General features: G+C 61.0%; 10 protein-coding genes and 7 pseudogenes. 9 read left to right on the top strand and 8 right to left on the bottom strand.

Annotation, left to right across the window (positions count from 1 at the left end; all coding sequences use genetic code 11):
* Window positions 1–116 precede the first annotated feature (116 nt).
* A pseudogene (locus tag EET67_RS07650) lies at window positions 117–719 on the top strand (SDR family oxidoreductase); the annotation flags it as partial.
* A gap of 146 nt (window positions 720–865) precedes the next feature.
* Here EET67_RS07650 and EET67_RS07645 read toward each other — a convergent pair.
* A pseudogene (locus EET67_RS07645) lies at window positions 866–1,078 on the bottom strand (catalase); the annotation flags it as partial.
* 285 nt (window positions 1,079–1,363) lie between these two features.
* Between EET67_RS07645 and EET67_RS26605 the strand changes: the two are divergent.
* Window positions 1,364–1,738 (top strand): annotated as a pseudogene (locus EET67_RS26605) (hypothetical protein); the annotation flags it as partial.
* Here the strand turns inward: EET67_RS26605 and EET67_RS26600 are convergent.
* The 3 genes and pseudogenes from EET67_RS26600 to EET67_RS07625 form a co-directional block, all read right to left on the bottom strand.
* A pseudogene (locus tag EET67_RS26600) lies at window positions 1,696–2,010 on the bottom strand (SRPBCC domain-containing protein); the annotation flags it as partial. The pseudogenes EET67_RS26605 and EET67_RS26600 sit on opposite strands and share 43 nt — an antisense overlap.
* A gap of 123 nt (window positions 2,011–2,133) precedes the next feature.
* A complete protein-coding gene (locus EET67_RS07630; protein ID WP_128625577.1) occupies window positions 2,134–4,566 on the bottom strand; it encodes a YbcC family protein in 2,433 nt (810 codons plus the stop codon).
* A gap of 25 nt (window positions 4,567–4,591) precedes the next feature.
* Window positions 4,592–6,160, bottom strand: a complete 1,569-nt coding sequence (locus EET67_RS07625; protein ID WP_128625576.1) for a proton-conducting transporter transmembrane domain-containing protein — start codon at window positions 6,158–6,160, stop codon at window positions 4,592–4,594.
* Between the two features lie 98 nt (window positions 6,161–6,258).
* On the opposite strand from EET67_RS07625, the gene EET67_RS07620 reads away from it, so the two are divergent.
* Window positions 6,259–7,143, top strand: a complete 885-nt coding sequence (locus tag EET67_RS07620; protein WP_128625580.1) for a LysR family transcriptional regulator — start codon at window positions 6,259–6,261, stop codon at window positions 7,141–7,143.
* On the opposite strand, the gene EET67_RS25595 is transcribed toward EET67_RS07620, so the two are convergent.
* Window positions 7,115–7,759 carry a hypothetical protein gene (locus EET67_RS25595; RefSeq protein WP_165899822.1) on the bottom strand — a complete coding sequence of 215 codons (645 nt, stop codon included), beginning with the start codon at window positions 7,757–7,759 and terminating at the stop codon, window positions 7,115–7,117. The genes EET67_RS07620 and EET67_RS25595 overlap by 29 nt on opposite strands.
* Here EET67_RS25595 and EET67_RS07615 point away from each other — a divergent pair.
* Window positions 7,722–7,897: pseudogene (locus EET67_RS07615) on the top strand (type II toxin-antitoxin system ParD family antitoxin); the annotation flags it as partial. The gene EET67_RS25595 and the pseudogene EET67_RS07615 overlap by 38 nt on opposite strands.
* 337 nt (window positions 7,898–8,234) lie before the next feature.
* Here EET67_RS07615 and EET67_RS26050 read toward each other — a convergent pair.
* Together EET67_RS26050 and EET67_RS26045 are read right to left on the bottom strand one after the other, a co-directional pair.
* A pseudogene (locus EET67_RS26050) lies at window positions 8,235–8,759 on the bottom strand (transposase); the annotation flags it as partial.
* 1 nt (window position 8,760) lies between these two features.
* Window positions 8,761–9,203: transposase (locus tag EET67_RS26045; RefSeq protein ID WP_245450782.1), on the bottom strand; the 443-nt coding region annotated here is incomplete at its 3' end.
* Between the two features lie 349 nt (window positions 9,204–9,552).
* Here EET67_RS26045 and EET67_RS07605 point away from each other — a divergent pair.
* From EET67_RS07605 to EET67_RS07585, 5 genes are all read left to right on the top strand, one after another.
* Complete coding sequence (locus EET67_RS07605; protein WP_128625574.1) at window positions 9,553–10,179, top strand: hypothetical protein; 627 nt, start codon at window positions 9,553–9,555, stop codon at window positions 10,177–10,179.
* Between the two features lie 112 nt (window positions 10,180–10,291).
* On the top strand, window positions 10,292–10,552 hold the full coding sequence (locus EET67_RS07600; RefSeq protein ID WP_128625573.1) for a hypothetical protein: 261 nt from the start codon (window positions 10,292–10,294) through the stop codon (window positions 10,550–10,552).
* Window positions 10,553–10,632: 80 nt separating this feature from the next.
* Window positions 10,633–10,971 (top strand): hypothetical protein, encoded by a 339-nt coding sequence (locus EET67_RS07595; RefSeq protein WP_128625572.1) that lies wholly within the window; start codon window positions 10,633–10,635, stop codon window positions 10,969–10,971.
* Window positions 10,972–11,024: 53 nt separating this feature from the next.
* A complete protein-coding gene (locus tag EET67_RS07590; protein WP_128625571.1) occupies window positions 11,025–11,279 on the top strand; it encodes a ribbon-helix-helix domain-containing protein in 255 nt (84 codons plus the stop codon).
* Window positions 11,279–11,590 carry a type II toxin-antitoxin system RelE/ParE family toxin gene (locus EET67_RS07585; RefSeq protein ID WP_128625570.1) on the top strand — a complete coding sequence of 104 codons (312 nt, stop codon included), beginning with the start codon at window positions 11,279–11,281 and terminating at the stop codon, window positions 11,588–11,590. Before EET67_RS07590 ends, EET67_RS07585 begins: the two co-directional genes overlap by 1 nt.
* 273 nt (window positions 11,591–11,863) lie before the next feature.
* Here EET67_RS07585 and EET67_RS07580 read toward each other — a convergent pair.
* A pseudogene (locus EET67_RS07580) lies at window positions 11,864–11,983 on the bottom strand (IS5 family transposase); the annotation flags it as partial.

Below are 11,983 nucleotides of genomic sequence, written 5' to 3'. Positions count from 1 at the left end.
TCCGTCATCTTCGTGGACATCGCCGACCTCCAAATCAGTCAGCAACCTATGAATCAGACCGGATTCGTCCCCGGAACCCCAAAACCTATACCTGAGTCAATTCGTCCACACAGCCTAGGCAGGCGGTCGAAAACGAAGGCCGCCATTGTATCCTGATCCGGGCAGATGTCAGCGAGCGCTCGAATTGCCGCCGCGCGGTCGAGGAAACAATTCAGCGGCTAGGCGCGCTTGATGTGCTGGTGAACAATGCAGCCTTCCAGTATCACGCCAGGCACTTCGGCGACATTACTGAAAAGCATTTCGACGCCACGCTCAAAACCAATCTCTACGGCTATTTCCACATGGCGCAGGAATCTGTGCCGCATATGAAGCCCGGCGCTGCCATCATCAATACCGGCTCGGTGACCGGCATTGAAGGCTCCAAAAACCTCGTCGATTATTCTATGACCAAAGGCGGCATTCACGCCTTCACCCGAGCTTTGGCCGGCAACCTGTTGGACAAGGGCATCCGCGTCAATGCGGTAGCACCCGGCCCAGTCTGGACGCCGCTGAACCCGTCTGACAAGGAGGACGAAGACGTTTCGAAATTCGGCAGCGGCACGCCGATGAAACGGCCAGCTCAGCCCGAAGAGCTTGCCCCCGCCTATGTGTTCCTGGCCTCGTCACATTGCTCCAGCTACATCACGGGGGAGATTTTGCCTGTGATCGGCGGATATTGAGGGCTGGAAACCGCGGATCCGTGCTGCGGGGGCTGAAATGTCCGGCGTCCGGAATTATCCCCGGCCAGTCTTTGGAGGATTTCCGTGCTTCATGACATCAAGACGTCCTCGGCCGTGCTACTGACCCTACCCAAATCCGCCCGCGTTCGTGATCGAAGTGGAAAATCCTCGATCAGCCCGCGAGCTCCGATCTTCAAGGCATTCTGATCATCGGATACCGGCCCACCTTGTGCAGTCGTCAGGGCCGGTACATTGCCCTTGGCAATGTGATGCAGTTCACCGCCATTGCCGCGGATGAGCTTTTGGTCGTGGATGTTGGCTGCCTTGTCGGAGGTGGTCGTATTTGGGGTGCGTGCCATTGGGGTTCCCTCGTCATGTGACTGGGTGCGGCGTCTAAGAGGCCGCGGTGGATCAAAGCGTTCGATGTCTGGACCGCTGCGGGCGTCCCGTGCCGTCTACGGCGATGATGATCTTCCTGCAGGACCGCGCCCCGAATTGCCTGGCGGATGCCCTGCCGCGTTCGGAATGCCCGGATTGAAGTGTCGTAACGGGACGATGTTCGGATCGCGTTCCATCGCGCTGCGATGGGCAAGCAACTTCAAGAGTTCGGATGCTAGACCATCTCCCTCAAGTGCAATGCGATGCAGGTTTATCCAAGCCTGATCGCAGCGGTTTCGGATGCCTCGCACCCCTCATGGCGGGCCCGATCGCTCAGCGTCTATCGCTTTTGGCGGGACCGCGGCTACGCCGTCGGCGCGCTCTCTGCAGGCCTCATCGCCGATGCCTTCGCAAACGCGACAACCGCGCCGGACAAGAAGGTGAGTCTTGCAATCGCGCCGATTGCCCAAACAGCCACCGCCAGCGGCGAGACTCCACGCATATCCGGCAAGGGGATTCCCGCCCCGCCATGTTCCGACTCAAAGGTCTCCCGGACGCCTTCGGCAGCGTCTCCCATGTTCTCCAGGAGCCGGTGCTCGAGTTCGACCCGCGTCTTGCCTCGCCCAGCCGCGATGAACTGAACCTCGATCTCGGTAAGCAGATCCTTGCGGTACTGCCAGTCTGCACCGATCCGCCAGGCAAGAAGAAGGCGCGATGGCGGCTCGAACGCCAGTACCTTACCCCACTGGGACTCCGCGCCATCCTCGCCAATCTCATACCAGGGGCCGCCTTCACACGGTTCGATCACCGCATTCTTCATAGGTGACCGCCCTATCGTGTAGGTGGGCGGCCACCAGCGGCCGAAGTTCTCGATGAAGGCGCGGAACGCCTCCTCCGTCGAGGCACGCACCATGATGGACTTTTCACCGAAGCTGACCGGATTTTTCCGCTCATTCCTTCCCCTCCCTCTCTGTCGAAAACTCACGCCCGAAACCGCATAAGTCGTCGGCCCGCGAAGCCTGCGCCGTCTGGACCCTCAGATTGGGGCCAGCTCCAAACGGGCTCGAGATGGCCTGTCATCGAAGGCGTCTATCCAGCTTGAGCCGCCCGCATATCGCCAGGCCAAATGTCCCATGTCATCAAGTGCGAAGAGGTGCAGCCAGCGATTGTCGAAGAGCTTGCGGACATCGGGATGGCGCTCCAGCACTGCGGTGATCGCTTCGCGCGGCGCTTCGATGGCGACCGACATTCGTAGCGGCTCATGAACGAAATTCTCGCCGTCGTGTATGGACTGCCAGGGAACCCCGCCACGCAAAAGTCCGCCATTGCCCTCGATGACCCCCATACCGCCGGTGATATTGTGCAAAAGCTTGTTTCCAGCGCCGAAAACCTGCGGCGCCACGGTCGAACCGTAATATTGCAGGCTGATCCAACTCGCGACGATAACGGGCGCGGTCATGATCAGCTCGAGCACGCCGAAGCCCTCATCTTCCCGCCAGAGATAGTTGTGCAGGAAAACGCGACCGCGCAGATTTCGCCCTACGGTGCGACTGCGTGGCGCGGCGATGAACGCCTGACAGCCGGCCAATCCCCATTCCGGCCGCACCTCGGCCCAGTCTCTGGCCCGGCGGGATAGACCGGTCGCCGATGGTCTGCCCGGCAGGCGGAGAGCGCGTTCGGCACGCGTCAGCGCGCCTGCTTCGGCAAACCAGTTCCTTACCTGCGCGATCTCTTCGGCATGATCGACCAAAGACTGACCGGCATCGTAGAGCGTAACGGAATCCGTCGTGGTCTCGTGAAGCGCCGCCAGAAAAACCGTATCGTCCGGAACAGGAATGCCGTGTTCGGCAAGGCCGGCGCGGACTGCGGCGTCGTTGAGCAGGCTGGCGAGCAATCGGGCGTTGACATCGCCGGAAAAGCCGCCGCAGGCGCCGCAATGAAGCATGCTGGCATGCGGATTGTTGACGACGCTCGCGCCGTGGCCGGCGATCACCACAAGGCGTGCGAAGTCATGGGTCAGCGACATGCCCCTCAGCACCTTTTCCGCCATGGCGGTGCGGGACGCCAGGTCGGGCACAGGATCGAGACGGGGTGCCGGATCGCTCGTAAGCTTGGCCTTGGCTAACCCCAGTCCGTTGCGCAGAAGCTTGTGCACATAGACAGGACCCATCGCCTCAACGAAAGCAAAGGAGGAAACGGCGGCCAGCCTGAAACGGCCCCAGGCCCGGGTTGCCCGTTTGCCAAGGCGTGCCGCCTCGTCAAGCCGGGCCGTGTCGGCGCTGTGGTCGCCCGAACGGGAATGCGGATCCGGTGCCAGTTGAGGCGGCAGGCGAGACTCCTCGATATCGGAAGCGAAACGCCGATGGGAAACGCCAAGCCCGAAGAACCCGGCAAATCCGACCGTCTGGATGCCTGGGTCGAGGCTTTCCAGTGCACGGCGGAATACCTCGGACCGCACATCGATGCAAAAGGCCATCTGCAATCTGGCGCGATCGTTGGCGAGGCTTGTTTTTTCCGTGGCGAGAACCGCTGCAAGCCGCCGTTGGGCAGCACGCTCGGCTGCTTCCTGCAGGACAGAATCGAGCACATCGTCCGCGGACGCCACGATATCTTCGGAATAGGCCTTCTTCGCCTCGCGCCATTTACCCTCAATCGAGGAGGCGTATTGGCAAAAGATCGCCTTTTCCCAGACGAGGCGGATCGCGAGAAGATCGATCAAGGTCCGGTCGCAGCCATGCCGAAGCTCTGCCTGCCACAGACGATAGCGCGCGATTTGCGCCCAGCCGCCGAGGCTCATCAGAAGCCGGTGGAAGTAAACCTCAAGAGCAGATTCCAATAAGCCCAGACACCCAGCGCAATCGATGATCACCTGCTCGGCGGTTTCGGGCAGTTGCGCAGAAAGCGCCGCGAAGCCGTTGAGCCCGACAATCTCCGGCGTGAGATCATAGCGGGCGTTGTCGCGCCAGCCGTCATAGGCGCCGCGTCCCTTCGGGGCCGCCCACAACGCCTGAGCCGTATCGAAGTAATCGGCGGCCCAATGGCTGATACGTTCCGTCAGTACACCAGCCCAATCGATTCCCGAGGGATCGGCCGCGAGGTCCGCAACCGTCGGCAGCGGCAGGCGACATGCCGGCTCGGCCTTCAGCGCCGCGTTGAGGCCTGCGAGCGTTTTCGGTGCTCCAGGCCTCGATGCACCGGCGAGCGCCGCGGCAAGATCGGCGTCATCGATCGCGCCGGACCGGATACGCGCGGCATACCAGCTTCGAGGCATGGTGACGCGCAGGCCGGCAACACGGCCGAGGCGGGCGGCGGCCAATTCAAGCGGTCCGTCTGCCTGGCCGAGAAAAGGATTGACCGTTACGCTCGCATCCAGCGGCCACAACGGCGGAACCTGCCGCGCCGCGCGCCATGCGGCCTCGATCGTGGCACCGGCGGCAGGAAGGTGATGATCGTTGATCCTGTTCAGCATCCATATGCTCTGCGCTACCGATTCGTCATGACGAGGCGCGGGCGGACCAGCCGCCGAGCTTCCTTTCCAGAACCGCGTTCAGGTAAAAGCCGTTGGCGAGATGCACCCTTAGCCCTGTAGCGGCCGGATGGCCGGACCACAGCGGCAGCAAGGCCTGGGCGATCGCAACCGCTCCGAAGCTCAGGCTGGCCAGCGCCATCAATGTCCATTCGAGCCGGCCGGGCGGTGGAGTTGCCGGCAGGGTCCCCCGCGTCAGCCACTCGGCCGCCGTCTGCAGCGTGAAGTAGCCGATCGCCGCCGCGATGGCGTAGCTGGCCGTCTTGCGGGTCAGGATACGCGGCGCGGCGTCGGCCGGTCCCTGTGCCAGGAGATAGGCGACGCCGAAGATCAGGATCGCGCCGAGGGCGAGCGATTGCGGGGACTTGTGGCCAAATCCGAAGGCAAGGCCGAAGGCCGCCTCGATCGCCGCGTAGATCAGTAGCGCCAGCACGAACGCCCGGCCGACCGCTGCACCGTCGGGGACTGCGACCGGCCCAGACCTGCGGATGGCGGCGACCTGTTCGACAGCGCCGCCCGAAGCGAGGAAGGCGTGGGCCTTATAGAAGGAGTGTACGACGATATGCAGCAAGGCAAGCGGAAACAGAGCCAACCCGCATTCCAGCATCATGAAACCCATCTGTGCCACCGTCGACCAGGCCAGTGAGGTCTTGACTGCCGGCTGCGTCAGCATGACGAGCGCGCCGAACAGCGCCGTGAAGCCGCCGATCATCGCCACCGCCGCAAGGACGCCGGGCGCCGTCAGCATCAGGTCCGCGAAACGGACAAGCAAGAAACCCCCGGCATTGACAATGCCCGCGTGCAAAAGCGCCGAAACCGGCGTCGGCGCCTCCATGACTTCCGTCAGCCAGCCATGCGTCGGGAACTGCGCCGACTTGAGCAGCGCCGCGAACGCAAGCAAGCCGGCAGCGGCTGCGGTCGACGCCGACCCACCGGTTGTTCTAGCAGTCGAATTGATGGTTAGGATATCGGTCGTGCCATAGGCCCAAGCCATGAGGCCTGCGCCGACGATCAGCGCGGTCGCGCCGATGCGCGAAAACAGCCGCTTCTTGCGTTCGGCCCGCCGCGCTGCCAACCGTTCCGGATAAAAAAGCAGGAGTCGGCGCAGCGCCACGCTCATGCCGATCCATGCCGCAGCAAGCTGTACGAGATTACCAGCCTGGACAAGAAACAGGACAGCAGCAAGCGCGAGGCACAACCAGCCGGTGAACGCACCCTGCCGCGTTTCGCCATCGAGATAGGTGCGGGCATAACGCAGCACGAGCCAGCCGATGAAGCTGACAAGCAGCAGCATTGTCACGCTGACCGTGTCCAGCAGGCAGGAGAGGCCGATCCCGGCGACACCGACCACACCGCTCGTACCTGGCCCGCACGTCACGAGCAGAGCAAGGCCGCTGACCGCGATGAGAAAAGAAGCCAGCGCGGCCGCTTCGGCCATGCCGGCGCGCTTGGGGCAGCGGCCGGAGCCGGGGAAGGCAACAGCAGCAGCAACGAGCAACGGTAACGGCGTGGCCAACGGAAGCAGGTAGAACGACACCCTAAATCCCCGGGAAACAATCGTTGCGTTGCAATATCAGGCGCGCTTTATCAAAGAAAATGCATTGTTTATCGGATACCGTTCGATAATATCGAATGATGCTTTCTTTGAATTACAACCACCTGCGCTATTTCTGGGCTGTCGCTCATGACGGCAATCTCACGCGTACAGCGACGCGCCTCAATGTCACCCAATCCGCCCTATCGGTACAAATTCGCAAGCTCGAAGCGAGCCTCGGCAACGCGCTGTTCGAACGCAGCGGTCGTCAGCTTCGCCTGACGGAGGCGGGGCAGATCGCGCTGGATCATGCCGATGCCATCTTCACTACCGGCGAGGAACTACTGGGCACGCTTCGCGACGCCGGCCCCGCCCACACGACCCTGCGCCTTGGGGCACTAGCGACGCTGTCGCGCAATTTTCAGATGGAGTTTCTGCAGCCGCTCCTCGGCCGGCCGGGTGTCGAGCTCGTCCTGCGTTCGGGTAACACGGCCGAACTGTTGGCCTCGCTTCGCTCGCTCAGCCTCGACGTCGTGTTGATCAACCAGCCACCAGTGCACGACGGGCATTCAAGCTTCGTCGCCCATCGCCTCGCGGAGCGCGCGGTTAGCCTTATCGGAGCCCCCGCGCGCTTCCGTAGGAATTGCGGCCTGGCCGAGCGCCTGATGGCACACCCCGTCATTGTTCCGACAAGCGGGACGAGCGTTCGCGCCGGTTTCGATGCGCTTATCTATCAGCTCGACATTCGTCCGCACATCATTGCCGAAGCCGACGATATGGCGATGATGCGCTTGCTGGCGCGCGAGGACATCGGCATCGCCGTGCTGCCGCCTATCGTAGTGAAGGACGAAATCGCGGTCGGCTCGCTTGTCGAAGGCGATGCTCTTCCCGGTATCGTCCAGACATTCTATGCGGTGATGATGGAAAGGCGCTTTCCGAACCCATTGCTGAAGGAACTCATGGGCAAGCCATCGTTTGCGGTATAGCCTGACTCATGGCGATGTTGGCGGGCGAAGAAGCGGTGCACAGTATTTTGGTGACGGGAGCCGCAATCGGGTTTGAAGAATTGCAATATTTCACTTTCACCCAGTCGGAGCCAGAACCACTATGACGTATTGGTGAGCGAGGCTTGTTACCAGTGGTTGTACCCGATGACATGAGTTTGGCGGCCGAAAGCGCTGACTGACGATTTTGATCTGCGCCCTCATGCCGCAAATCCAGCGCCGAAAGCGGCTCGAAATAGAGGCCAACCGAGTTTCCAACGGGCAGAGCGCAGAAAACCAGTCCCGGCGAAGGATGGCCCGGGAATGCCTGGGAGGGGTAACAGGCCGGCACTGGGCTCGACGAGCGCACATGGGTTGCATCGTCCCTTCTGGAAAGGCAAGGGCTGTTAGCCATACGGAAAGCCTTATCGCTCTTCCCGAGCCCGAGGGTACAATCAGGTAAATATAGTCCAAATGAACCGCCCAGAGCGCCTTCAATCTCTGCGCCGCGCGGCGAACCAACTGCATCCTTTTGGCAATCTGTAGCAATATTTGGTACACTGAATGAAAATAGATTGACCATGGCCAGAAACCCATCCGAACATTTCACCGGGTTCATTGACGCGCAAGTCCAGGCTGGGCGCTATGGTTCGGCCAACGACGTCGTGCGCGCCGGGCTGAGGCTGCTGAAGAACATGAAGCCAAGGTCGAGGCGCTGCGCGCCGCGCCGATCGAGGGCGAACAATCCCCCCGCCCTGCCCTTCCACAGCGATGCCGTTCTGATGCGGATGTGCCAAAAGCATGTCGGATAAGCGCGGCGGCGTCAGGCTTTTACCGTGCGCCGTCGGCGATCTGGAAGAAACCAATTGAACAGCTCAACCTCCCAACGTCGCCTTTGGATCAACGAGTCCGACGACCGGTTGCCACATCAATGGGGATGTCAGCTGGGCACCCGCATTAACCCTTGCAGATCGAGCGGAGGATGGGTTTTGGATCGGGATCCTGGGTTCGCGGTCGATTGAGGATGCCGCATTGGAGCGTCGAAGCGCGTCGCCGAGAGCGATATCGGGGCGGTTTCCCGACGGCAGACGGATTCAGCCCAGAGTTCTGGCTCGTTCATGGAAGATGAACCTGTCGAAGTTGTAGACGATGTTGGCCAAAGTGAGTTTCGCTTCGGCACGGGCGATGCCGATGGTGCGGATGAATAGGCCGAAGCGGTTCTTCTGGTGGGCGAAGACATGTTCGACACGGGCACGGATCGACGATTTCGCGGCATTGGCCCGCGCGATATTCTGCGGCATCGGCTTGCCCGCCGGCTTGCGACGATGGATGCGGCTGACCAACATCTTTGAAGCCAGCCATTTCTCGTTCTTCTGCGACCGATACGCGCTGTCGGCCCAGACCTCGGAGGAAGTGTTGTCTGTCGTCACCAATCGCGGCAGCATCCGCCCGTCCGCATGGGATGCCGACGTGGCGGCACTCTCCCGGATGAAGCCGAAGCGCCAGTCGATGGCGATGTGGGATTTGTAACCGAAGACCGGCAACGCGATTTGAGGCAGCGGCGTGCCGTCCAGCCGATACCGGATCTTGCCACCGATCTTGAGCGTCCAGCGCGCATCNACCAAGGATGCGTCGATGATCTGACCTGACATGGGGATGTAGCCCTTCTTCTGCAATTGCCAGTCGAACGCCTTCATCACCCGCTTCAGCGTGCCGGTCTCGGTCAGTTTGTTACGGAACAGCCGGATCGTGTTCTCGTCCGGCGTCGGACCGCCAAGATCAAACCCGAGAAACCGCATCCAGGACAGGCGGTCCCGGATCATGAATTCCATCCTGGCGTCGCTCAGATTGTGCTGGGCCTGCAGGATCAGCGCCTTGAACATCGACACCGGATCGAAAGGAGGGCGGCCGCCCTTGGCTCCGTCGCCGTAGCCCAGCCCTTCGACCAACCAGCCACGGAAATACTCGAAATCGACCGTCGCTTCCAGAACCTCCAGCGGGTCACCGATTTTGCTCAGCCGCTCAAGATGCTCCGAAAGCCCGAATAGCGACCTCTGCTCCATCGTCCCGCCTCCAAATCATGACGACCAGATTGAATCACGAAATCACCAACCGCGCGAGGTTAATGCGGGCGTCCAGCTGCGATGGCCCGGATCTACCGTATGCCGGACCAGCAGGACTAAGAAGAGACCAAGATTACGGAGAGCCAGGGAGGCGCTGCTCTGCACTGAGAACGAGGCGCAGGCCTGGCGCCGGGCCCGAAACCGATCCGAACGCCAGTTATGTCGCAGTCTGATCGACTGGTGCGCCACTATGCTCGATTGTCGGTAGGATAAACGTGAATTAGAAATATATGTTATCTGCCGCACTCCGCTGACCGAAGTGCAGCCTCATCATGCATCGGAGGATCGGATGGATTTTCCTGACTTCTTTTCTCGCGTCCCCACTATCACGCTGCACGATCCACTGGCGGTTTTTCTTGGCGCCTCAAAAACCGGGGTGATGAACTACTGCTATGCCGACGCCGTAAAGCTTGCCGGCCATTCCTGTCCCACGGTGGCCGGCGCTTATCTGATGGTGCGGCGCGGCCTCCAACATCTCTATGGCAACGATATGCCAACGCGCGGTGGCGTCGAGGTCTACCTCCGTGATCCGCGTGATCAGGGCACGACGGGCGTCATCGCGGCCGTGGCAACCCTCATTACCGGCGCCGCACCCGAGACGGGGTTCGGTGGCATCGGTGTGCATCGCCGCTTTGGGCGCCGCGGCCTCCTGCATTTCGACGCACCGATCGATGAGCTAATGGCCCTGCGGCGACGTGACAACGGACGTGGCGTGATCCTCGATCTCGACACATCCGTTGTCCCGGCAGCGCGCGAGATGCAGGTGTTGCTCCCAAGGGCCGTGGCGGAGCAGGCCAATGAGGACGAACTGGATCGTTTCGCAGCACTCTGGCAGGCCCGTGTCGAGCAGATGGTGATCCGGCACGCTGATGACCCCGCACTTGTCCATGTGGCGGAGTGGCGGGCCGCTGCGTAGGCGGTGTAAAGCGAAGGCGAACATGGGGTCCTGAAGGATCGCTTGCGCCAGGTGCTCTTTGAGCAGGCCCGCACTGAGAGTCCGGTCACCTACAAGGAGCTTGCCGATCGGCTTGGCCTGGCACCACCGCACACCATCCATCCATCGCATCACGCAGGCGCTCGAATCGCTCATGGCGGAGGACATTGCCACCGGTCGCCCGTTGCTGGCAGCGCTTTGCGTCAGCAGATTGCAACAGCGGCTGCCTGCCCGGGGTTTCTTTATCACCGCTGAGACTATGGGCGTTTTTGCGGGAGATCCCGAGAGTTCGGAAGCACGTGGTTTCCACGAGAACGAACTCCAGCGCGCACTTGCCTATTATTGCCGATTATGAGCCGACAATCGTGATCCGATGACAGCACTGCCCACTCCATTGTTCACCAAGCTCGATCTCCGGAGGAAACCGTCGTTGCCATGAGCCAACTCATTCTCGGCACCCTGCATCTGTTTGCCGCCATCATGTTCGTCGGCACGGTCTTCTTCGAGGTGCTCATGCTCGAGGCCATCCGGAAGCCGGTCGGCCACAAGGCGATGCGCGTGGTGGAAACGGAAATTGGTCGTCGCACCCCGACGACTGATGTCGTTTGTCATCGCGGTTCCTTATGGCGGCCGGCATTGCCATGGCCTGGCACTATCATGATTTGCGCGCGTACCCGCTGGATAGCGGCTTCGCAACCCTGCTCACCCTCAACATCGTCCTCGCACTCAGCGTACTTGCCCAACGCCGGGCATCGGGGGCAGACAACGGGTTGAAGTGTGTGCATTTTTGATTATATTGAATACGCTAGCACGAAAGGAGTGCCGTGATGTCTCGAACGATGACGATGACGGTCCGTATTAGTGGGGCGCTGAGCGATTTCGTCACTGCCAATGTCAGCGAGAACGGATCTTACGAAAACATCAGCGAGTACGTCCGAGACCTGATCCGTCGCGACAAGGAGCGGGCAGAGATGGAAGCATTTGATCGGCTGAAGGTTGAACTGACACTTGCCTTCGCGGCGCCCGAGGAGTCCTACAAGCCGCTCACTGCGCTCGAGGTAATCGCACGGAACCGGGCCTGATGGCTGCTGTCCGTGTTCAGGAGGCAGCCTCTCACCGTCTCGACGAGATCTACCGCTATACGCAGGACCGATGGGATTCCGATCAGGCGGATCGGTACATCACTGGACTGTTCGATGCTTTCGGCAAGATCGAAACTCACCGTGTCATGTCGAAGCCCGTCCCAGCGGAATTCGGTGTAGAGGGATATTTCTTCCAATACGAACGGCATTTCGTCTATTGGCGCCGTCTCTCGAACGGAGATATCGGTATCGTTACAATCCTCCACCAGCGCATGCACCAAATCGATCGATCCGCGAGGATTTCGGCTTAACAGGTCCGGTCCTGCCCGCGAAAACCTGAGAAATCCGCACTTTCACCTGTGTTCGCTGCGGCCCTAGCTGCGCGCCGGTTGAGAGAGTTCTCCGGTAGGCTCTCACCCTCCGCCAATCCTACCCGCTCCAATATTCTCCGCTGCTGATATTGACGCCCGGACTGGCGCAGAACTGCGGGTTTTCAAGCCAAGCTGTTGACTGCGCGGCATAGCCGAAATACCGATTTCCATCTGTCTTGGCCGATATTCTCCAAACCTCGCGACTGCGCGGAATTAGCGCTCGTGGACAAAGGGTATCCATAATTTGACTGCGGCGATGGCGACGAAGCCGAGATAGGATTCCTTGGTCTTGTCGTAGCGCGTGGCTATACGGCGCCAGTTCTTGAGCTTGTT

This window comes from Borborobacter arsenicus (assembly GCF_003934165.1).
Taxonomy (GTDB): domain Bacteria; phylum Pseudomonadota; class Alphaproteobacteria; order Rhizobiales; family Rhizobiaceae; genus Pseudaminobacter; species Pseudaminobacter arsenicus.
Note: the sequence above shows the minus strand (reverse complement) of the source record. Positions and strands in the feature narration are given on the sequence as shown.